Raw genomic sequence first — 20,145 nt, 5'->3', positions numbered from 1 at the left:
TCTTCCTAATGCTTTTAATGTCTGACCCCACAGGGGCTCCTGGTGGTAAGATGGGTAAGGTTAGGACGACGCTGGTCAAGAGGACTGCCAGGGAGCTCCTGGCGAAGTACCCTAACCTGTTCACTGAAAGCTTTGAAAACAACAAGAAAGTGGTGTCGCAGCTGACCTATTGGTCCTCAAAGAAGCTCAGGAACCAGGTCGCCGGGTACATAACTAGCCTGGTAAGAATTAACAAGGAGAGGCAGAAGCGCCTGAGCGAGGAGACTAAGACCAGCTGAGAGGGCCTGAGCCCCCTTGCCAACTACTAGGGTAAAGCTCCTGGCAGCCCTAAGGGACCTGGCTGGAGGGGCTCAAGAAGTTCTGGTTGAGGGGAGCAGCTGGACCGATGTCCTCAAGAAGTTGCTGTCACAGTATCCGGGACTTAGCTCCGTGCTCTCCCAGGACGGGACCCCCAGGCCTGGGTTTCTGGTCTTCGTGGACGGCGTTGATAGCAGGCTCCTTGACAGAAGCCGCCAAGCTAAAGAAATAGTCGTGCTCCCGGTAAATCATGGAGGGGACGATAGGTTTCAGTGGATAACGTGGAGCCAGATAGACGAAGCCGTGGAGAGAATAGCTGAGAAAATAAACAGCTCCGGCTTCAGGCCCGACGCCATAGTGTGCATAATGAGGGGCGGCCTAATACCTGGGAGGCTGCTGGCCGATAGGCTGGGGGTCGAAGACATAGGCACCCTGGAGGTGAAGCTCTACATATCACCAGGGCAGAGGGGCGAGAGGCCCTTCCTGAGGCAGCCGCTCACGCTTCCAATAAAGGACAAGAAGGTCCTTTTAGTTGATGACGTGAGCGACTCGGGGCTTACGCTCCAGTTCTCCGTGCAAGCGCTATCGCTCTACATGCCAACTGAGATAAGGACGGCGGCCCTTTACATAAAGCCCTGGACCAAACTAGTTCCTGACTACTATGCTGATCAGGTCAGTAAATGGATAGTATTTCCGTGGGAAGTAAGTGAATTTAAGAGGGAAGTTAACGGCCAAGAAAGTTCAAATACCTAAGGAATTCATGACTTAACGGCGTTCGCTGTGCGCATAGTAATAGCTCTGGGCGGTAACGCCATACTTAGAAAGGGTGAAAAGGGAAGCCCTGAGGAACAGTGGAGCAATGTTAGGAGGACGGCCTCGCTTATAGCAAAGACCTTCCAGCAGGATGAAATAATAATAACACATGGAAATGGGCCGCAGGTGGGCTACCTGCTTGAAGTTATGAACATGGCTAAGGGTTATCCCTCCCAGAGCATGGATCTAGCTGACGCTATGACCCAGGGGTGGCTGGGCTTCATGCTTCAGATGGCCCTAGAGGAGGCCTTCCAGGGCAGGCGGAGGGCTGTTGCTATAATAACGAGGACCCTCGTGGACGCGAATGACCCTTCGTTCAAGAATCCGACGAAGTTTGTCGGCGCTTACTTCAGCGAGGCCGAAGCTAAGAGGCTCTCGTCCGAATACGGCTGGACGTTCAAGCAGGACCCAAGGGGAGGTTACAGGAGGGTAGTGCCGAGCCCAGAGCCTCTGGACATACTGGAGTCGGACTTAATAGAAGAGCTGGCCAGGGAAGGTATGGTTGTTATATCAGCGGGAGGGGGAGGCATACCCGTTATGAGGACGCCGGAGGGCCTAAGGCCTGTCGAGGCCGTCGTAGACAAGGACCTTGCGAGTTCCCTGCTCGCGGTCAAGCTCAAGGCCGACCTCTTCATAATCCTAACCGACGTCAGAGGCGTTGCCATAGGTTTTGGGAAGCCCAACGAGCGTTGGCTTGACGAGGTCTCCGCTGATGAGCTTGAGGAGTACTACAGGAAGGGGGAGTTCCCTCCGGGCTCCATGGGGCCGAAAGTCTTAGCCGCGCTGAGGTTCGTTAGGTCCACTAAAAAGATCGCTATGATAGGAAGCCTTGACGAGCTCCCTGAAGTGGTCAGGGGCTCGTCAGGCACAAGGATAAGGCCCTAGCCCGTCGCTTTTATGCTATCGTTAACCTCATCGCGCAGTCTGGCGCCCGCGGCAAGCAGCTTCTCCTTCAGTTCGCGCGGAAGCTCCACGGACCCCCTCAGGTTCTCATCGTAGGCTACCGTAACTATAGTGCATTTAGCCGCCAGCCTGTTCGTGGTCTCATTATAGATCTCGTACTCGTACGTGAGGCTGCTCCTGCCTATTATAATGCCAGTTATGTCCACCCTGTAGGAGTCCCCAGGGCCCAGGGGGCTCTTGTAGTCGCACTTAGCGCTGACCCTTGGCATTATTAGCCTTTTACCAGGATGGCTGTCCTGGGTAAAGCCGAGCCTTGCCAAGAACTCCTCTTCAGTCCTTTCGCAAACCCTGAAATAGTTGGAGAAGTGCATCCAGCACGCAGCATCGGTCTCACTCCAGTAAACCCTATAGGAGGCTGAAAATATGGGCCTGGAAGCCATGTGAACCGCCTAGCATTAGCGCCTAAATACTGTTTTTATTCCCTTATCCGCGGCTCTAAAGCTAGGTGTAGGCGCTATGTCAATAGCCACGGAGCCTGCGCGGAGGTTCACGGCGAAGCTCAACAGCCTCATAGACCACGTCGTCATCGTTACAACTAGCGACGGCAAGACCTACACAGGCAAGTTGACGGGCTTTGACCCCTCAACGCTCTCCGTTGTAATAGAGGAGGCCAAGGACTCCTCCGGCAATCAGTGGCCTATCATAATAATAAGTGGAAGTCGCCTGGCCGAAATAAAGGTCGGGGAGTCTGAGGTGTTTAACGCCAAGGAGTTCATGGAGTTCCTGCTCAGGTTCGGCAACATTGACAGGTCGCAGGTCAAAGTGTATGAGGACGCTAACGTGGTTGAGGTCAGCAGGACCATAAGGGTCTCAAAGAACGGCGTGGAGGGCTCGGGTCCCCTGGCGCAGAAGGTCAACACGCTCTTCAGGGAGTACCTGAGGACGAAGGGGGTTGTAATCAGCTGATGCCTAACGTATTTAGGATTAAAGACTTCGAGCTGGCGGGCAGGATAGGGGTCCTTGAGACAGCCTCGGGACGCGTTGAGACGCCAGCTTTTTTTCCAGTGGTGGACCCACTGCGCCAGGAGATTGACCTACAGGAGATCAAGGAGGCGGGCTTTAATCAGGTTATAACTAACGCCTACCTGCTTTACAGGAGGTTTGGCGACAAAGCCAGGGAGATGGGAGTTCACCGTATTCTCGGCTTCGACGGCGTTATAATGACCGACTCAGGAGCCTATCAAATGCTGGAGTATGGATCTATAGACATCGACCAGAGGACCGTTGTATCGTTCGAGAAGGACATAAAGAGCGACATCGCCGTAATCCTAGACCATCCCACGGGCGACGTCAGCAGAAGGCTGGCGGAGCAGAGCGTCATAAACACTTTGAACAACGCCAGGGAAGCTATATCCTATCTTGACCTTGAGACCTCCAAGACTATATGGGTCCTCCCAATACAGGGAGGCAAGTACCTTGACCTAGTTGCCAAGAGCGCCAGCGAGTCAGCGGACTTGCCCTACCCCATGTATGGAATAGGGAGCCCCACCGTCTTTATGGAAAAGTACAACTATAAAGTGGTTGTAGACATGATAGGCGCTGCCAAGAGGTTCCTCAGGCCCGAGAGGCCCGTGCACCTCTTTGGGGCAGGTCACCCGCTGATGTTCCCTTTCGCGGTGGCCCTTGGCGTTGATACCTTCGACTCGGCCTCATACATGCTGTACGCGAGGGACGACAGGTACATAACGGACTACGGCACCGTAAAGCTTCAGGAGCTGGAGTACTTCCCGTGTTCATGTCCCGTGTGCAGGAAGTACACGCCAAAGGACCTGCTTGAGATGCCCCCTGAACAAAGGAGGAAGCTTCTTGCGATACACAACCTCTACGCGATAAAGAGGTCCATAGAGAGGGTTAAGCAGAGCATAAGGGAGGGGAGGCTCTGGGAGCTCTTAGTTGAGGTTTCTCACTATCGCCCGGAGATGCGGGAAGCGCTAAGGGCCATAAGCAAGTACTACAGGTACATGGAGTCGTTCACGCCGACCAGCAAGGGCGGCCTCCGCGGGGCCAGGCTGTTCTCCATAGAGAGCACGTGGAACCCAAGGATCATAAGGTTAAGGACGTGGGTGCTGCTCCGCTACAGGCCTCCCTTTAACCTGGTCAGGCTGGCCCCACTGCTCAGCAGGAGCGGCATGTGCCAGCAGTCCAAGGCTGACGGGCTCTCCCTGGTATACTACATCCCATATCTTGGCGCTGTGCCTGAGGAGATCTGCGGCGCCTACCCAACGGCCCAGTTCAGCTACGGCGAGCCCGTGCCTGATGACGTTATCAGGGACCTGGTTAATTTCCTCCGAGCGCTCGTGATAAGGCTCAAGAGGGAGGGCCACGACATCATAATTGAGGCTACACCGAAGAAGCGCTGGAGCCTAGAGATTGGGCAGGAGATGCAGAGGATGGGCCTGAAGGTCTTATGGGCAAGGGATTTAAAGGGGGAACCGAAGGCTCGGAATAGCTGAGTCACATGAATATGTTTGTGCCTCCCTGCTTTCCCTCCCTCTCCTGGGAGAGTATGTCTGAGATCTTCTCCAGCTCCTCCTTCTGCTTCTCCGCGAGCTTCTCAAGCTCGTCCATGGGAACCTTGATGCCCAGCAGCTCGTTAACTATAACTCTCATACCTACAAGCGCCGCGTCGTAGTCCACGGTGTCCACCGCAGAGTAGGGCAATACCATAACCGTTGGAACTCCGTAGTGCTCAAGGTATATGTGGAGCAGCGCCAATGGGCCAACCACGCCCAGGCCCTCCTCCATCAGCGGCGCCTGAAGTTTTGGACCCTCGTAGAGCCTGTTGTGAAGCCACCTGTAGCCGTACTTTTCCTCTGGCGGCTCATAGTCGCGGCTGAGGCCTCCGACCAATATTGCATACTTTACGCCGACCTGTGAGGCCCAGAGGGCCACCTCGCTGCAATAGGCGTTCTGGTCTACGGGCTCGGGGACCGCCCTGTTGACCAGGGCCAAAACTCCGTTGCCCGCGTAGAGCTCAAATGGGAACCCTATGCCGTCGTCCTCCATAATTATCATAGATGGAAGCCTTGGAGTTAGCACGTAGCCTACCTTACTGAGGGACAGCGCTGAGGCCAAATATCGCGGCACCACGTAGCCGATCCTGCCGAAACCTGGGAAGCCTGCTACTAGCACGGAGCCCCTGAGCGACTCAGGGGACTGCCTCATAACTATTGATATGCCTTTCGTCCTCAATCCTCCACACCCCTCCTAAACCTCACGACCTCCTGCGGACCCAACTGGCGCATGAGGAAGCCTGGGGCCTTTGCCTTGCCGACGCCGAGCAGGCTATCATTAACATCAACTATGAGAACCTCGTCACCGGGTCTTATTAACTTATCGGCGTCCAAGACGCTGTTGCCTGTGACCTCACCCTCAAGGGCGGACCCGCTGCTCACAATGACCCTAAACCTTGGAGGCTCCGTCGCGCGTTTTATAATCTTGCCTGCCTCAGGAGATATGCTGAACGTGAAGTCCCTTGGCCTTAAGGTCATTAACCTGACCCCATTGTAATAAACGTACCTTATTTTACCTCTCCTAAGCTCCACCTGAAGCGGAAGTGATGTTATGGCCGCCGCTACCTCCTCGTTAAACTGCAGCGCGAGCAGGTAACTCACCTGCCTCAGCTCCCACCCAGTGGCAGGTCTTGGAGGCAAAGGCCCCTTCCCGAACCAGGGCGCAGGTTGTCCGCAAGCTTTTAAACTGACATGATGTAAGAGACCTGGGTCTCAAACATGACATCCCCACATGAGCTTAAGGGTAAGGACTTCCTGTGCCTCACTGACTACTCGACAGAGCAGATAAACTTCCTGCTTGACCTCTCGAGGCAGATGAAGGAGCGCTTCTACGCCGGCGAGAGGATGCTAGACACCCTCCGCGGGAGGAGCGTAGCCATGATATTTGAGAAGCCCTCCACAAGGACTAGGGTCAGCCTCGAGGTGGCAGCATACCAGCTCGGTGCCCTGCCCATAATGCTCAGCTCCAGTGAGCTCCAGCTGGGCCGCGGCGAGAGCATACCCGACACCGCCAGGACTCTTTCAAGGTTTGTAGATGCCATAGCGGCCAGGGTGAGGAACCACAGGGACCTCGAGGTCCTGGCACAGTATGCCACTGTGCCCGTGATAAACGCCTTAAGCGACCTGTCTCACCCGCTCCAGGCGTTGGCTGACTACCTTACAATCTATGAGAAGAAGGGCAAGTTCAGCGGCCTCAAGCTGGCGTTTGTGGGAGACGGAAGCGACAACATGTTACACAGCCTCATGGTTGTCGGGGCTAAGCTTGGGGTCAGCATATACGTGGCCTCGCCTGCCTCCCTAAAGCCAAACGAGTCCATACTGGCGGCCGCCATGAAGGACGCCGAGATCACTGGTGCCGAGATAAAGTTCACTGAAAAGCCCGAGGAGGCTGTGGACGGCGCTGACATAGTGTACACTGACGTGTGGGTCAGCATGGGACAGGAGAGCATGGCTGAGGCCAAGAGGAAGCTGCTGGCCCCTTACCAGGTCAATGCAAAGCTCATGGAAAGGGCCTCGAGCCGGGCCATATTCATGCACTGCCTGCCGGCCCACCGCGGCGAGGAGGTAACCGACGACGTGATTGATGGCCCCTGGTCTGTGGTCTGGGATGAGGCTGAGAACAGGCTCCACACGGAGAAAGCCGTGCTGGCGGCCCTTATACCTTAACCTTACTCCCTTCCCTTGCTCCCTTCTTAAGAGGTTTTAGGCCTCCGCTGAGCTCCTACCCCTTTAACCTTACAGCTGGTTAACGTGTAAGGGGTATAGCTTTGAGCTACGAGGTGCTCGGGGGCATCATCGACGTGCTGATATCACACATAAACAGCCTCGAGAGGAGTGAGAAGAGGATTAAGGACACGGAGAGCCCTTCGGCCATCGCAAGCATCATGCTGTACAAGTCGTGGAAGGCCTCCCTGCTAAAGATAACAGCGAAGGCCAAGGAGACCTACGAGGAGGCCAAGAGGGGCAACAAGCTGGCGGCCTCTATAGACAGCTGCGCCCTCGCCGACATGGTTAATAACGTGCTAATAAGTTCTAACCCTGAGGACCCCGTCTTCATGGAGCTGAGGCCCGTGCTCACGTACCTGAAGGACATAGCCCTGGCCTCCTGCAGCCCTGACCTTCAGCCGACTATCCAGCCCTGAACCACTGACTGAGGGCCCAAGAGCAGGTCCGGCGCCAGAGGGGCCCTCACGTAGGGGTAGGAGCCCCCGCTTGGGAACACGGGCGAGTACCACGCTATGTTTGACGACATAGAAATAGAGGGAACGAAAACTGCAAAGTACGTGTCTGCTCCTATGTCCTGGTAGTAGAGCACTACCACCCTGTAGTCGCCCATGGAGCTAACCGTGGCGTTAAGAGGGACCTCAAAGGTTACTGGGCTCCGCCAATCCGCCTGCCCATAGTCAGTGGCCCAGACCGGGAGCAGAACGCTGCTGACCCCAGGCCAGCTGCCCAGCCAGTCAGTGAAGAGCCCTCCGCCTGGGGCATTCCTTATAACTATCGCTGTGCCATCGTCTGTAGTTGTGGCAACTGTTAGACCGGGACCTCTTACATCTGCCCAGCCTACTGATTTCACCAGCCACGATATTTGTTGCTGCGACTCATAGAGCCCATAGGGCCATGGCTGTCCACCCTCAAATCCGTCCTGAAAGTTGAACTCTACGTCATAGCCCTCCATTAGGTATCCCTGCCAATCGTAGACGGGCTCGTTAGCTGGTATGGACACCGAGGGCTCGCCATAAGATATAAACGTACCGTTTATTACATCGGTAGTGAAGGAACCAGGTCTATAACTTCTCTCCGCCCTAGCGTTGGAGACTTCAACAAAAGTTATTGTTGCGTTTGTTGGCGAATAGTAAAGTAATGACTGGTCTAGGCTTCCACTGTAAAGGACGCAGTATGAGTAGTTGCTCGCGAAGGTGCTTATCGCGTTAAACAAAGGCAAGCTGTATATGAAGTGTGCAAGGCCAACGTAGCTGAACCCTACCATGCTGTAGGCATAGCCGTACCTTGAGTTACAATAATGAGATACTGCAGCTCCTATGCCCTCTTCCACTATGCCTCCTCCAGAGCCATAGAGAGTGCCGTTCTCATCAACATATATCTGATATAGAAGGCCCTCCTGCATCACATATGCAATATTGTCGGTACTGAGGTTTTGAGTATAATAGCTGTTAACTCCCCAGTTCACAGTCCCCAGCGTGGAGCCGTTCAGGAACAGCATATAAATTGTCAGGTTGCTATATGGTAATATCTGCCTGTCAAGCCTTACCCATACCTCCGCCTCCGTCGAATTATAAAGCTCTATCCAGCCGTTCAGCGGGTCCCAGCCAGTGCCGTTCCAGATTGCGAAAAGCACGTTGGCAAGCGGCACCAGGCCGCTGCCGTCCCTAACGCTTATACTGCTATATTTCACTATTTCACTGTTCAGGTTTATAGTAAGGTTGACCGTGAGGTCCTTGGGGGTGGCCTCGCCGGTGGGGTTATAAAGTATTATGGGAGTCAGGTTAACTATGGTGTAAACCTTAGGTATGGCTATCTTCTCACTGGGGCTGACCACGGAAATGAGGGTGGATACTACCTTAGTGCCTATCAGCTGCTGCACCGAAGTACTGTTGTACGGATTAACGCTCACCTGAGTTGCAGGGGTCACGTATGAGGTTACAGAAATGGCTGCCATGGAGTCGCCGCTCTGAAGTAGTATAACCATGTTGCGCTGCGTAACTTCCAGCCTACTGTTAAGTTTCACTATTATGGTTAGCCACTGCGCGGGGCCGGCGGAGGCTGGAAGGCCGTATATTATGCCATAGGGGCCTATCACGGTCACGTTAGCCAAGCCGCCAGATGATGAAACTAGGAGGGGCGACTCGTTTACAAGCCTCAGGGATAACCCATCAACCTGGTAGGAGTATGGGAACTGGGAGTAAAGCTTAAGCTCGACGTAGGTGCCGTTGAAGTACACTAGGTAGGCCTTGACATCCTCCTGCAGCTCCTGGGACAGCTGCAGGTATTGACTTCTCTCCACGGCATAGCTTGTCCTCAGCCTGTACTGCTCCATCACGTATATCATTGCTGCTATTGACGCCAGGACTGCCAAAGCTATTATAAGTCCTCCAACTATGGCTGCCTGGGACTTACGGCCCCGCGTAGACGCTCACCTCGCCCGAACCTGTTACAAACGTGACCAGGCCAGGCCCCGACCACCTGCACGAGACGTAACCCATGGAGGCCGCCGGCAGGTCCGCGGGCAGCTTATAGGAAACGCCGCCGACAGTGACATTGCAGCTTGCCGGGCTGGAGTTGACCAGCACGTTAAGAAGCCTCACGCCATAGGGGCCTGTGCTGAAGGTCGCATATACGTGGTCTCCTGCAGACCAGGCGGACATGGGTACCAGGTACTGGAGGTAATCATAGCCGTTTCCAACAGACCTCTCGTACTGCGTCAGGGTAACGTAGTAGTAGCTCAGAAAGGCGCCTCCCACTGCAAGTACGACAAGTATTAACATCAGCTCAGCCGCTACGTCACTTATGCCTCTGGCGGTCAACGTTTGTCACTTTTATCATTATATATTCGACACTTTTATTTTTAAGCAGCCTGTGAATAAACTCAAACAAGTCGCAGCCTTCGCCAAAGATTATACGCCAAAGATTATAGTAAGGCTATAAGAGTGGCCGCCCCAGGACCGTGCATAATCACAAGAGTAGCAGCTAGCGTGGCCGACCCTATGGCCAACAGCTGCATGAAGTTGCCCACTACCTTGGGCGGGTAGTCGTCTATAGCCTTTGCCATAACGTAAGCTGAGGCCAGGGAGAGCACTATCAGTGCGTAGTAAAGGAACCCCACTATCGCAACCAAAGTCGTGGCGCTTAGCTGGGAAGCGCCAAGCGTCACTGGGGCCTGTGACAAGGACCTAGCTATGGAGACCCCTATACCGCTGGCAGCGCCGTAGACGGCCACGCCCATGTAAACTATCATTGAATACGACCTCAGCCTGTTGAAGAGCGAGAACTCCATCCTGTCCAGCTCTGCAGCATACTTACTGACAACCTCCAGCACGTCCCTGGCCCTGCCCCCGCTCCTCTCCGCAACCACTATTGACGAGAGCAGGAGCCTGACCTCCCTCGGAACCTTTGAGAAGACCTTTCTGAAGGAGCTCTCCGCGTCGCCCGTGGCCCGGTAAAGCGCGCTGAAGGCGCTTATGTAGTCCCTGAGGGGCCTCTCGCTCAGCGAGGCGGCGGCCTCGAGCGCCTCTGCCATGGACTCACTTGAGGCCGCGATGCTTGGAAACACCTGCAGAAACACCCTGCTCTGCAGCTTCAGCCTCTTGTCAACGCTCTGCCTCCGGCTTAACACTATGGCTGCGGGAAGCAGGGGCCCAAATATTATTATGTCCGTGGCTATTATTGACGTCACTCCCAGGGGCACCGGTATTCCATCGAAGAACCTGTAGGTGACGTGCCTTATTATAAGGAACACCAAGACGTACTCGTCGAGCGCTATGGCCACCGCGAGCGTCGCGTAGAACAGCTTTGACTTAGATAGCTTCAACCTTATCACCCTAAAGCTTTATTTTGGAAACCTGATCATCTATCAGCACTACTGTTACGGCCGAGATTATCGGCATGAGGATGAATATAGCCAGGACTACCAACGAAGTGAACGAGACCCCGTGTATGGGGTAGACCGAGAAGAGTATCCCCATTATCGTTACGAGGATGGGCATTATCATGCCAGCTGAGAGGAACATCTCCAGCAGGGAGCCCACGGAGGCCGCCACCTTGTCAACAAGGCTGTAGTAGTAGTTAGTGTAAGTCTCGAGCTGATAGCTGACTATCGAGAGCAGGTCGGAGCCCGTGCTCACCCCCTTAGCGAGGGACTCAGCCAACGTCTTCAGGCTGTTGGACGGCGTTATCTTAGAGAGCTCGTTTAGGATAACCACCGGGTCCTGGGAGAGGGACGTCATTAACTTTATGTAGTTTATCTCAACCTTGAACTCCTTGAGCTCGTCCTCGTACTTTGCCAGGCCCGCCAGCGCCTCTGAAAGGTTCTGGCCGCCCGCCAGGAGGGAGGCCAGGGTTGAGGCGAAGACGTGAAACTTCGCCTCTAGGTAGTCAGCCCTTGACGTGTAGCTGAACGTGGGGACCCCTATCGACAGGGCTATTGAGAGCAAGAGCCCAGAGGCCGCGGCTAAGGCCAGCGACAGGTACTCCACAAGGGCGCCCGGCGAGAGCCTCTCGAGAACTACGAAGGCCAGAAAAGGAAGAGCCACTGTCATAAGTGCCATCAGCGGCAGGGCTACCTTCCTGCAGTAGCTGTCCAGGTCCTTTGCAATACCGGAGCCTATTATTATGTACTCTATGTTAGGGCTTAACCTTAGTAGCGCCCTGCAGAGGGGGAACTTCATGGAGGGCCCCGGCCTAAGCCGGCGGCTCAAAGCGCTTCACCTCCTTCAGCGCGGTCTTATAAACGTTCTCTGGGTCGCGCTCGTAAAGTCTTGTGATAGTGTGAAGCAGCGTCACGTCGGCATTCTTCTCCGCCAGCCACTCGAGGACGGTGGCCCTGCGTATGACGTCTTCGTAGGCTTCGTCGTAGGTTATTAGCCTCAGCTCGGCCACCGTGCTCAACAGATCTATCCTTTCCTTGGTGAGCCTCCAGACGTCCTTCTCTGGATCCCATACAACTATCTCGCCTAACCTAATGCTGTCTGTAGAAGGGTCGTAGCCTCTGGACTCGTGGACCCTGGTCACCCTCCTTGACACCTGGCCCCCTCTTTCCACCCTCAGTATGTTGACGAACACTTTAGCTGTGGAAACGAGGCTGGCTGGGACGTTCATAGGCGGCGAGGTGAGCCTCTTGACAAGCACGTCCGCCGACTCCGCGTGGACCGTTGTGAGCCCTCCGTGGCCCGTGGCGAGGGCCTGGAAGAACGCGTAGGCCTCCCTGGACCTTATCTCGCCCACTATTATGACGTCTGGCCTCTGCCTGAGGGCCGCCTCCACCTGGCTCTGCAGCGTGACGTTCTCGACCCTTGGGTCTGTTGATGGCCTTGATACCATGCCTCCCCAGTTTTCATGGAAAGGCAGGAAGACCTCAGGCGTGTCCTCAACCGTGACTATCTTGTACTCGGTGGGCACCAACATCGTGACAGCGTTGAGCAGGGTGGTCTTTCCGCTTCCTGTAGGACCGTAAAACACCACCCCCTGCTTACTTGACACAGCTATCCATAGGAGCGCCGCCACCAGCGGATCCAGGGTCTTGAGCCTGAGGAGCTCAACTATCGTGAAGGGCTCGGCCCTGAACTTCCTAATTGTGAACTGGGATCCATGACGTGAGACCACGTCGAGGACTATGTTAACCCTATACCCCTCACGCTTCAGGACGCCCTCAACTATGGGGGTTGCTATTGAGGGCTCCTTGCCGCTCCTCACGCCCAGCTTTGCCACAAGGGAGTTAAGCTCCTGGGCGGACTGCATCACAACGTTCGTGGTCAGCCACTCGTACCTTGTGTGGTAGACAAACACCGGTATCCCGATGCCATTACATGAAATGTCCTCTATGTAAGGGTCCCTCATGAGGGGCTCTATAGGGCCGTACCCTACCAGGTCCCTGGCCACGTGATAAGTAACTGCTGTCACGGCCTCGTCAAGGCTTCCCCTAGCCTTAAGCTGTCCCCTTACTATACTTTTTACTACCTCATAGGCGTAAGGCCTCAGAATGTTAAAGGCCTTCTCGACGCTCCCAGAGGCGTTAAGCGCTTCAAGCAGCGTTAAGTTCCTTGATATAACTGATAGCAGCTCGCTGTAAGCCTTACGCCTTACCTCTGTGTTAAGGGGAGGTTCCGCTACTTCGTAATATCTTCGGCCCTCCGTATCCTCATATATGCTGACCTCTACCTTGGGCATTCCTATAACTGCGTACTTCTCTAGCAGTTTGACGCCTTCCAGGGCCGCCTTCTCAGGCATTAATGGAGGGCCGTTATTAGCGATAAGCTGTCTGAAGCTCTTATTGATTACTCGCCTTGGTCTAAGGCAGCAAAAGTGCAGTCGCCAGGGCAAGTATTAGCTATGTCCATGGGCTGAGCGCCACCCATGAGATCCTTGCCCTTAATACTCGCTGAGCGGCCTGGAGGCAGGCATATTAGCTAATATAGTTTAAGCGCCAACAAAAACGCGAGCAGACATGAACGGCGGCAGGGACAGAGCTATAAAGGAGGCGCTGCTGAGCCAGCTGAAGGGCAAGGTGCCCTTAGACGACGTCATTGAATGGCTCTGGGACGATTTCGGCCTTAAGGCAAAAAGGAGCTGGGATGACGTTGGAAAGGTTATAACCTCAAGCAACGAAATACTTCCACAGGACGTGGCTGTCTTCATGATAGAGGAGGGCGTGACCCCCGATGAAGGCGCCTGGAGCGTCCTACCAGCTCCAAAGGGTCTGCGAGGCAGTGGCAACATTAAAGCGAATAACGGCAGCTGAAAGGGGAGGGAAACCGGGGTTCGGCCCCTGGCACGTCCTTGAGGCGCTGAGGAAGATCTCCAAGTACGAGCTCGGGAGGATAGCGCTGAGCCGAGAGCTCGGTCTCACCGAGGCCTCCACGAAGACCCTCCTGAGGAGGCTAGTTGATGAGGGCCTAGTGATAAAGGATGACAAGGGCAGCAGGACCTCCGAGAAGGGCCTGCAGCTTCTCTCGTCGATAGGCGACGTCCTCTCGCCCACCAGGTGCTCAGTTAAGGGCGTTGAAAGGCTAGAGGATTGCCTGACCCTCACCATAGACTCAGAGCCCCCCAGGGATCTAACCAAAATCTACGAGATCAGGGATTACGTGGTCTCCGAGGGCTGCCGGCTGGCGGTAGTCGGATACCTGGACCCGCCCCAGCTAGGGTTCCCCGGCCTCCCTTCAGAGCTGGAGAGCGCCCTGAGGGAGTCCGTGGCTAACGTGTGCGGGCTCAGCGAGGGCAGGAGGGGCACAATAATAATAGTGCCCTCAAGCTGCGGACCAGCCCTGGTTGGGGCTGCCACCGACCTGCTGGCCCAGGAGTGTGGCCTATCATTATAACTAGCGAGAAAGGCTCCCGCGCAAACTCTTAGCTCCTGTAAACTCCCCAGTTTACACATGGACGCCCTAGTATTACTTGGCCTTTCACGTGGAAACCTCCATGAAGGTAAATGTTCACCGAGGCGCTATGAAGAAGGATGTTGAGAGAGAGCAGCCGCTGGAAGCGTTAAAGGAGAGGGGTGGGCCCAGGAGTAAGCTCGTCGACGCTATACTGGTGCTGCTCCTCGCAAGGCCAATGAAGGCAGCCGAGATAGCGGAGGTCTTAAGGAGGGAGCCCAAGTACATCTCAAGCTACCTCTCATACTGGAAGTCTAGGGGTTATGTTGACTATGACCTGGGCCTCTGGTACCTCACTCCTAAGGGCGAGGACTACGCCAGGCAGGTCGCAGAGGCCCAGCGAGACGAGCAATTTAATGAGTTTGTGGCCCTGGCCCAGAGGCTCATGTCTACAGTTAGTCAGACAAGAAACTACAAGAGAGGAGGTCAGCAGGGCAGCGAGGGCAGCGAGGTCCAGTCATTCATTGCTGGGCTAACCAATAAAACGGACAAGAAACTACAAGAGAGCAGGGTCTCCGACGCTGCGTGCGTCCTTCAGGAGCTTAAGGATAAGGTGTCTGACGAGGAGAGTGAAGTGGTCATGGAACTCCTGACTCATTACTCCAAGTATGGCGTGACCTACATGTACTTGGATCAGCTGGCCGAGAAGCTAAAGGCTGACTATGAGTGGCTTCTCAGAAAGGTCAGGGACCTGCAGAGCAAAGGCATTGTATATATCTACACGGATCCACGCCTTGGCATTAGGGTTGGATTTTCCAAGAACGTCAAGGAGACGCTTAGCCGCTGCCAGCACTAATCACTACTATACAGCGCCTATATTATTGCCCTCAGGGGTCGTCCTGCGCGCTCCGACGGAAAGTTCCTTAATAATACCGTTTGTATAAAGGACAGAGTAATACGCCCTTAAGGTGGGTCCGCCCTCTTGTGACCTGGATTCTTGCCCTGTAGTAGTAGCTCATGCCGCGTGTAAACTGGGGAGTTTACAAAGGACCGGGCGAGATGAGCAGTGGAACTAGGGTAAGCTCCTTAAAAACTTATGAGGAAGATTATGAGTGCGGGGTAGTGGATCTTGTCACTTAGTGAGTCAGGCAAGAACACCAGGGAGAAGCCAGATGACGACGAGCTGTCCCTGCTGAGGGAGAAGGTCAGATACTTAACACAGCTTAACATGAACCTTGAGAAGGACCTGGAGTTCTATAAACAGGAGCTTAACAAGCTGTTAGAGCCGCCATACATAGAGGCCATGGTTCTGGAGGTGTTGTCCGATGGAAGGGCGGTAGTCAAGAGCTCCACGGGGCCTAACCTCGTGGTCAGGATAGCGTCCAACGTCGATATAGACAAGCTTAGGCCCGGCGCCTCGGTGGCCCTTAACAACAAGGGATCTACAATAGTGGAGGTGCTCCCCTCCATTCATGATCCCCTTGTTGAGGCCATGGAGATAGAGGAGAGGCCCTCGATCACGTTCAAGGACGTGGGCGGTCTAGAGGAACAGATAAGGGAAATATATGAGGTAGTTGGGCTGCCTCTCATAAAACCACAGCTCTTCGATGAAATAGGGGTGGAGCCTCCCAAGGGGGTCCTGCTGTACGGGCCTCCGGGCACGGGCAAGACGCTGGTGGCCAGGGCCCTGGCGGGCGAGGTCAAGGCTACGTTTATAAGGGTAGTGGCGAGCCAGTTCGTCAACAAGTTCATAGGCGAGGGCGCAAGGATAGTGAGGGAGGTCTTCAGGCTGGCCAAGGAGAAGAAGCCGTCTATTATATTCATCGACGAGATAGACGCCATAGGTTCAAGGAGGGTTGACATGGGCACCAGCGGTGACAGGGAGGTTCAGAGGACCATGCTTCAGCTGCTTGCGGAGATGGACGGCTTCGACCCGCTGGAGGGCGTCAAGGTGGTGGCCGCCACTAACAGAATCGACCTACTTGACCCAGCCCTTCTGAGGCCGGGCAGGTTTGACAGGATAATAGAGATACCGCTCCCTGACAAGAAGGGCCGGCTTGAGATACTCAAGATACACACCAGGAACATGAAGCTCAAGGACGTGGACCTCGAGGAGATAGCCTCAATGACGGAGGGGTTCTCAGGCGCCGAGCTAAAGGCGGTCGCCACGGAGGCCGGATTCTTTGCCATCAGGGATGGCAAGAACTACGTGTCCCAGGAGCACTTCATAAAGGCCGTCGACAAGGTCCGTAACAGGATGGAGAAGAGGAAGCAGATATTCGGAACCCATATATGAAGGTCAGCCATCACGCCCAAAGCCCCTACCCTCATTATCTAACAGCGTGAGCAGGAACTCAGCTATATTCTTGGCAAGGGGGACGGGGACGGCCTCGCCGACCATGTTATATTGTGAGTCCCTGCCCCCTAGGAACAGGTGGTAGTCAGGAAAGCCCATGAGCCTGGCCTGCTCCCTAACCGTAAGCAGCCTGTCCTCGTAGGGGTGAATGAAGCGGGAGGATCCCATCACAGTGGGGGCTGGCCTCTTGGGGTTAAGCCTTATGAAGTTGCGAAACCTCCTTGAGTCGGCGCCCTCGAAAGTTATCATGGCCCTGCCCCATCCTATCCTAGACACCTTCCTCTCCAGCCTCCTGCTCAGGGGCTGGGGGTAATCATGGTTTGGAGGCCAGGGGCTCCCGGGCTCGGGAAGGCCCTTGAGCGCTTCCTCCACAGTTATAGGCCTGGACTCCCTGAGCTTAAGCTGCACGTTTGAGACGAAGGCCCTAACCCTCTCGTTGGGGGCGCCGTACTTCTCTGACCTGATGATGTTGAAGTAAACTTCGTCATAGCCGCTGCGCCTAAGCTCATCCTCTATTACCTTCCTTATGGGCCCCTCCGCCACCCCGCTAACGTTTTCTATGACGAAGTATTTTGGCTTCAGCTCACCTATCAGCCTTATCGCGTGAAGGTAGAGCTGACCTATCGGGTCTGAGAGTATTCTGTCTACAGGGTCCTGCATCCTCCTCCTGTTAGTGGGCGTGAAGGGCTCGCAGGGCGGGCTCGCTATGACTACATCAACGTCGCCCCTTCCGTAGCCGCTCACGTCCTTTATTGTGGGCTCGCTCACGTCCTTTATGTCGTCTGCTATCAGGTACGTCTCTGGAAAGTTTGCCTTGTAGGTCTTAGCTACCGGTGGGTCGTTCTCCACTGCGGCCACAACGTTAAAGCCGGCCAGCTCAAAGCCCCTCGAGAAGCCTCCAGCGCCTGAAAATAGGTCAATGGCCAAATATCTGCCTCTCATCCCTTTTGATCTCCTCCTCAAGCCTGGATATGCGGTTCTCGAGGACCCTGATGTAGCTGCTGTTGTCCTCAGGAACTAACATCGTACCGCACTTCTGGCACGTGAACTGATATTCGTAGGCGTAGTCGAAGGTGTACCTGGTGCCGTCCTTGGGGCACACGTAAAACTCGTTGCTTCTCTCGTACTCGAGCCTCATCTTAAGCTTCTCAAGTACCTGCTTCTTGCGCCTCAGCAGTGCAAGGTCCGCGTCCCTGGAGTCGAGGTACCAATAATACCTTGTGGCCCCCGTGTCAGGGTGCTTGCCGCGCCTGTAGGAGGCTATTCTCAGGTCATAAAATATCCTGAAGACCTTCCTGACGTCGGCCTGCTTGTAGCCCTTCATCTGTTCAACTTCTTCATCGCTTATCCCCTTTTCAGGATCCACCGTGAGCAGAAGGTCGAAGAGGTCGTCTGCCATGGCCTCATCAATACCTGACTTGACCGCTAACATCCTTATCAGCTGCCTTAGTCCCTCCAGGCTCTTATCGTCTTCATTATTTCCGTTGCCCTCTCCACTCAACCCTTTTCCCTCTTCTCGTGGGAATTATGGACGCCTTGGCGTCCGTATAGTAAGTATAGAGCTCCCTACCTTTAAATAGCCTATCTAAAAACAGAGCCAATGCTGCCACCTCGCTGTGGGGCTGCCAGCCAATAGCTATGTTGTAGTCAGCGTTCATGTAATAGAACGCCTCCACCTTCTGAGAACCGACAACTATCAACTTAGGCTTCGGCGAGGAGGAAAGTTTTCCAATGGCGTCGTCGACAGGCATCCCATACATTGTCAGGTGAACCACCTCACCTCCGTTAGCCTTCCAGGACTTAACATACTCGTGGCCGTTAACTCCACACTCGTAATGAATTGCGCCTCCCCACATGTTTGAGGCCTTTGTCAAGGAGTTGTACACCGAATCGTCACAGACACCTTCAAGGACAAAACCGTTTGCGCCAAAGGCCCTGGCCACTAAGGCCACGTGGGTGGTTACCCTCTTATCTCGCGTCGGCCTGTGGCCTAGCCTCAGCACGTACACCTTGCCGTAAGGTTTCGCTAGGTCCTCCAGCCCCTCTGGCACTCTCCGACACCTTCTCTAGAAGCGCTTCCAGGTTCAACTTCTTAACCGCTGAGACCTCCACTAAGTCCGCCTTAATGCCCATATGCGATAAGAGCTCGCGCACCAGGGACTCTTTCTTGTTTAGATCGTCACGCGCCACTAAGTCTATTTTGTTCATGGCAAGTATTATGGGCTTGTTTATGGCGTTAAGTTTGCTTAGGAGCGAGACCCCGGCCGCAACCTTTTCCCTGATGGCGCTCACGTCCTCCGAGGAGTCAACGACAAATATCAGAACGTCAGCTAGCGAGGCCTCCTGGAGCGTCGAGTAAAAGGATTCGATTATTTCAGCGGGCACGTCCCTTACAAAGCCGACGGTGTCTATCAGCATGATCTTGGTGTTGTTGAAGTTAACCATCTTGTGTTTAGCGAAGAGCGTAGTGAAGTACTCAGGCCCCGTGGGCTGCCTCTCGCCGGTTATGGCGTTAAATATAGAGGTCTTACCGGCAGAGGCGTAGCCCACTATCGACGCCAGGACCACGCCGCTGTCCTTCCTGGCCTGTTCCTGTGTCTTAACTCTGCGCCTCAGCTCGTCCAGTTCCCTCCTTATTCTAGCTATCCTAGTTATTACGTGCTTCTCGTAGGCTTCGAAGGCATATCTTCCGGGGCCTAAGAAGTCGACCTGCTCCCCGGCCTTAGCCCTCCTTATGTACTCCCTTATGAGGGGCAGCTCATGCTTAAGCCTGGCCATTTCTATCTGCAGCTTCGACTCCTTAGAGCCAGCGTGAAGGGCGAATATCTCGAGTATTATAAGGACCCTGTCAAGGACCTTGAGCTTCGACTCCTTCTCGAGCTTATAGAGCGACGAGGGCTCAAGGTTGCCATAGTATATTATTACCTCGGCGTTTGCCCTATGAGCCCTCTCGCTAATTCTCCTGGCGGCCTCGTCGCTGAGCCTCCTACCAGGCCTGGACCTCTTAATTATATCAACAACCTCATAGTTGGCGCTCTCAGCTATAGCAAGGGCCTCTTCTAAGTGGTCCAGATACTCCCTTGAAATCACTAAGACGGCCTTTCGTTTGTTGGACGCTTCAACGTCATTCAAGAGTTCTTGTCCCTCCTAACCACGGCGACGTCCCCGAAGGTGAGATGATCCTCAGGCGGCTCTTCCCCCTCTTCCTCGCTCTCAACAGGTTGAAGCAGCTTTATGTTCAGAACGGCTTCTATCTTCTTTGCTAAGTCCACGGTAGGCTTATACTTGCCGCTCTCTATCTTCTTTACCATGGCCTCACTTATTTTAAGTTTCTGGGCTAAGGCTGCCTGGGTCCACCCTTTGGATTCCCTCGCAGCCCTTATCAGCTCCGGGTAATTATCTACGACCTCTAGGGCCACTTCGTTAGCTGTTCTCTTCGGCCGAGGCCTTACCTCTCTGGGCCTAGAGGTTACAGGCACTGCCCGGCCGCTTTTGGTTAACTTCACGAAGCACTCATCACAGACAAGCATTTCAGCGCCATCCATTAGTATCCTGTGCCCCTTCCCAACTATCGGCTTTCCGCAGACCTCACAATATAGTTCAGGCAAGATCTCTCCCCGCTCGCTTTTTATAGTGTGTGCTGTGTGAACTT

24 protein-coding genes are annotated in these 20,145 nt (G+C 54.6%); 11 read left to right on the top strand and 13 right to left on the bottom strand.

Annotation, left to right across the window (positions count from 1 at the left end):
* The first annotated feature begins 50 nt into the window (after nucleotides 1–50).
* From ASAC_RS01610 to arcC, 3 genes are read left to right on the top strand one after another with little or no spacing between them, the layout of a single operon-like run.
* Complete coding sequence (locus tag ASAC_RS01610) at nucleotides 51–278, top strand: 30S ribosomal protein S17e (protein ID WP_013266232.1); 228 nt, start codon at nucleotides 51–53, stop codon at nucleotides 276–278.
* Between the two features lie 16 nt (nucleotides 279–294).
* A complete protein-coding gene (locus ASAC_RS01605; RefSeq protein WP_013266231.1) occupies nucleotides 295–1,050 on the top strand; it encodes a phosphoribosyltransferase family protein in 756 nt (251 codons plus the stop codon).
* Nucleotides 1,051–1,077: 27 nt separating this feature from the next.
* On the top strand, nucleotides 1,078–1,995 hold the full coding sequence (arcC, locus tag ASAC_RS01600) for a carbamate kinase (RefSeq protein WP_013266230.1): 918 nt from the start codon (nucleotides 1,078–1,080) through the stop codon (nucleotides 1,993–1,995).
* Here the strand turns inward: arcC and ASAC_RS01595 are convergent.
* The gene (locus ASAC_RS01595) at nucleotides 1,992–2,453 is read right to left on the bottom strand and encodes an acyl-CoA thioesterase (protein WP_013266229.1); all 462 of its coding nucleotides are present in this window, start codon (nucleotides 2,451–2,453) and stop codon (nucleotides 1,992–1,994) included. The genes arcC and ASAC_RS01595 overlap by 4 nt on opposite strands.
* 76 nt (nucleotides 2,454–2,529) lie before the next feature.
* Here ASAC_RS01595 and ASAC_RS01590 point away from each other — a divergent pair, with 76 nt between their 5' ends.
* Nucleotides 2,530–2,979 carry an Lsm family RNA-binding protein gene (locus tag ASAC_RS01590; protein ID WP_013266228.1) on the top strand — a complete coding sequence of 150 codons (450 nt, stop codon included), beginning with the start codon at nucleotides 2,530–2,532 and terminating at the stop codon, nucleotides 2,977–2,979.
* Nucleotides 2,979–4,526 carry a tRNA guanosine(15) transglycosylase TgtA gene (gene tgtA / locus ASAC_RS01585; RefSeq protein WP_013266227.1) on the top strand — a complete coding sequence of 516 codons (1,548 nt, stop codon included), beginning with the start codon at nucleotides 2,979–2,981 and terminating at the stop codon, nucleotides 4,524–4,526. The genes ASAC_RS01590 and tgtA overlap by 1 nt, the downstream gene beginning before the upstream one ends.
* A gap of 1 nt (nucleotide 4,527) precedes the next feature.
* Here tgtA and ASAC_RS01580 read toward each other — a convergent pair whose 3' ends face one another.
* Entirely contained in the window at nucleotides 4,528–5,265 is a 738-nt protein-coding gene (locus ASAC_RS01580) for a proteasome assembly chaperone family protein (protein ID WP_013266226.1), read from the bottom strand.
* On the bottom strand, nucleotides 5,262–5,687 hold the full coding sequence (locus ASAC_RS01575; RefSeq protein WP_158303777.1) for a PUA domain-containing protein: 426 nt from the start codon (nucleotides 5,685–5,687) through the stop codon (nucleotides 5,262–5,264). The genes ASAC_RS01580 and ASAC_RS01575 overlap by 4 nt, the downstream gene beginning before the upstream one ends.
* A gap of 117 nt (nucleotides 5,688–5,804) precedes the next feature.
* Here ASAC_RS01575 and argF point away from each other — a divergent pair, with 117 nt between their 5' ends.
* Nucleotides 5,805–6,752, top strand: coding sequence for an ornithine carbamoyltransferase (argF, locus tag ASAC_RS01570; protein ID WP_013266224.1), 948 nt, complete (start codon nucleotides 5,805–5,807; stop codon nucleotides 6,750–6,752).
* Between the two features lie 101 nt (nucleotides 6,753–6,853).
* Nucleotides 6,854–7,228 (top strand): hypothetical protein, encoded by a 375-nt coding sequence (locus tag ASAC_RS01565; protein WP_013266223.1) that lies wholly within the window; start codon nucleotides 6,854–6,856, stop codon nucleotides 7,226–7,228.
* Here the strand turns inward: ASAC_RS01565 and ASAC_RS01560 are convergent.
* The 5 genes from ASAC_RS01560 to ASAC_RS01540 all read right to left on the bottom strand — a co-directional run bounded on the left by ASAC_RS01560 (nucleotide 7,207) and on the right by ASAC_RS01540 (nucleotide 13,049).
* Nucleotides 7,207–9,183 (bottom strand): hypothetical protein, encoded by a 1,977-nt coding sequence (locus tag ASAC_RS01560; RefSeq protein ID WP_013266222.1) that lies wholly within the window; start codon nucleotides 9,181–9,183, stop codon nucleotides 7,207–7,209. The genes ASAC_RS01565 and ASAC_RS01560 overlap by 22 nt on opposite strands.
* A gap of 37 nt (nucleotides 9,184–9,220) precedes the next feature.
* On the bottom strand, nucleotides 9,221–9,631 hold the full coding sequence (locus tag ASAC_RS01555; protein ID WP_013266221.1) for a hypothetical protein: 411 nt from the start codon (nucleotides 9,629–9,631) through the stop codon (nucleotides 9,221–9,223).
* Between the two features lie 104 nt (nucleotides 9,632–9,735).
* Nucleotides 9,736–10,635 (bottom strand): type II secretion system F family protein, encoded by a 900-nt coding sequence (locus ASAC_RS01550; protein ID WP_148217096.1) that lies wholly within the window; start codon nucleotides 10,633–10,635, stop codon nucleotides 9,736–9,738.
* A gap of 10 nt (nucleotides 10,636–10,645) precedes the next feature.
* On the bottom strand, nucleotides 10,646–11,521 hold the full coding sequence (locus ASAC_RS01545) for a type II secretion system F family protein (protein ID WP_148217095.1): 876 nt from the start codon (nucleotides 11,519–11,521) through the stop codon (nucleotides 10,646–10,648).
* Nucleotides 11,505–13,049 carry a type II/IV secretion system ATPase subunit gene (locus tag ASAC_RS01540; protein WP_013266218.1) on the bottom strand — a complete coding sequence of 515 codons (1,545 nt, stop codon included), beginning with the start codon at nucleotides 13,047–13,049 and terminating at the stop codon, nucleotides 11,505–11,507. Before ASAC_RS01540 ends, ASAC_RS01545 begins: the two co-directional genes overlap by 17 nt.
* Before the next feature lie 217 nt (nucleotides 13,050–13,266).
* On the opposite strand from ASAC_RS01540, the gene ASAC_RS01535 reads away from it, so the two are divergent.
* The 4 genes from ASAC_RS01535 to ASAC_RS01520 all read left to right on the top strand — a co-directional run bounded on the left by ASAC_RS01535 (nucleotide 13,267) and on the right by ASAC_RS01520 (nucleotide 16,433).
* A complete protein-coding gene (locus ASAC_RS01535) occupies nucleotides 13,267–13,560 on the top strand; it encodes a hypothetical protein (RefSeq protein ID WP_013266217.1) in 294 nt (97 codons plus the stop codon).
* Nucleotides 13,529–14,140 (top strand): helix-turn-helix domain-containing protein, encoded by a 612-nt coding sequence (locus tag ASAC_RS01530; RefSeq protein ID WP_013266216.1) that lies wholly within the window; start codon nucleotides 13,529–13,531, stop codon nucleotides 14,138–14,140. Before ASAC_RS01535 ends, ASAC_RS01530 begins: the two co-directional genes overlap by 32 nt.
* Before the next feature lie 127 nt (nucleotides 14,141–14,267).
* Nucleotides 14,268–14,993 carry a replication initiator protein WhiP gene (locus ASAC_RS01525; protein ID WP_148217094.1) on the top strand — a complete coding sequence of 242 codons (726 nt, stop codon included), beginning with the start codon at nucleotides 14,268–14,270 and terminating at the stop codon, nucleotides 14,991–14,993.
* Between the two features lie 273 nt (nucleotides 14,994–15,266).
* Nucleotides 15,267–16,433: a proteasome-activating nucleotidase gene (locus tag ASAC_RS01520; protein WP_013266214.1), complete on the top strand. Its 1,167-nt coding sequence runs from the start codon at nucleotides 15,267–15,269 to the stop codon at nucleotides 16,431–16,433.
* A gap of 3 nt (nucleotides 16,434–16,436) precedes the next feature.
* Here ASAC_RS01520 and ASAC_RS01515 read toward each other — a convergent pair whose 3' ends face one another.
* Genes ASAC_RS01515 through ASAC_RS01495 form a run of 5 tightly spaced genes read right to left on the bottom strand, consistent with a single transcriptional unit; the run spans nucleotide 16,437 to nucleotide 20,101 of the window.
* Nucleotides 16,437–17,435: a DNA cytosine methyltransferase gene (locus tag ASAC_RS01515; protein WP_048812721.1), complete on the bottom strand. Its 999-nt coding sequence runs from the start codon at nucleotides 17,433–17,435 to the stop codon at nucleotides 16,437–16,439.
* On the bottom strand, nucleotides 17,410–17,994 hold the full coding sequence (locus ASAC_RS01510; protein WP_013266212.1) for a transcription initiation factor IIE, subunit alpha: 585 nt from the start codon (nucleotides 17,992–17,994) through the stop codon (nucleotides 17,410–17,412). Before ASAC_RS01510 ends, ASAC_RS01515 begins: the two co-directional genes overlap by 26 nt.
* Entirely contained in the window at nucleotides 17,969–18,544 is a 576-nt protein-coding gene (locus ASAC_RS01505; RefSeq protein ID WP_148217093.1) for a tRNA (cytidine(56)-2'-O)-methyltransferase, read from the bottom strand. Before ASAC_RS01505 ends, ASAC_RS01510 begins: the two co-directional genes overlap by 26 nt.
* Nucleotides 18,462–19,625, bottom strand: a complete 1,164-nt coding sequence (gene hflX / locus ASAC_RS01500; RefSeq protein ID WP_148217092.1) for a GTPase HflX — start codon at nucleotides 19,623–19,625, stop codon at nucleotides 18,462–18,464. Before hflX ends, ASAC_RS01505 begins: the two co-directional genes overlap by 83 nt.
* Complete coding sequence (locus ASAC_RS01495; protein ID WP_083773992.1) at nucleotides 19,622–20,101, bottom strand: multiprotein bridging factor aMBF1; 480 nt, start codon at nucleotides 20,099–20,101, stop codon at nucleotides 19,622–19,624. Before ASAC_RS01495 ends, hflX begins: the two co-directional genes overlap by 4 nt.
* Between the last annotated feature and the right edge of the window lie 44 nt (nucleotides 20,102–20,145).

Origin of the sequence: Acidilobus saccharovorans 345-15, from assembly GCF_000144915.1 — an archaeon.
Classification (GTDB): Archaea; Thermoproteota; Thermoprotei_A; order Sulfolobales; family Acidilobaceae; genus Acidilobus; species Acidilobus saccharovorans.
Note: the sequence above shows the minus strand (reverse complement) of the source record. Positions and strands in the feature narration are given on the sequence as shown.

Excerpts from the sequence above, each read along its gene's own strand:
- ASAC_RS01610 (WP_013266232.1), top strand. The coding sequence starts at position 51 with ATGGGTAAGGTTAGGACGACGCTGGTCAAGAGGACTGCCAGGGAGCTC.
- ASAC_RS01595 (WP_013266229.1), bottom strand. The coding sequence starts at position 2,453 with ATGGCTTCCAGGCCCATATTTTCAGCCTCCTATAGGGTTTACTGGAGT.
- ASAC_RS01590 (WP_013266228.1), top strand. The coding sequence starts at position 2,530 with ATGTCAATAGCCACGGAGCCTGCGCGGAGGTTCACGGCGAAGCTCAAC.
- tgtA (WP_013266227.1), top strand. The coding sequence starts at position 2,979 with ATGCCTAACGTATTTAGGATTAAAGACTTCGAGCTGGCGGGCAGGATA.
- argF (WP_013266224.1), top strand. The coding sequence starts at position 5,805 with ATGACATCCCCACATGAGCTTAAGGGTAAGGACTTCCTGTGCCTCACT.
- ASAC_RS01540 (WP_013266218.1), bottom strand. The coding sequence starts at position 13,049 with ATGCCTGAGAAGGCGGCCCTGGAAGGCGTCAAACTGCTAGAGAAGTAC.
- ASAC_RS01535 (WP_013266217.1), top strand. The coding sequence starts at position 13,267 with ATGAACGGCGGCAGGGACAGAGCTATAAAGGAGGCGCTGCTGAGCCAG.
- ASAC_RS01525 (WP_148217094.1), top strand. The coding sequence starts at position 14,268 with ATGAAGAAGGATGTTGAGAGAGAGCAGCCGCTGGAAGCGTTAAAGGAG.
- ASAC_RS01515 (WP_048812721.1), bottom strand. The coding sequence starts at position 17,435 with ATGAGAGGCAGATATTTGGCCATTGACCTATTTTCAGGCGCTGGAGGC.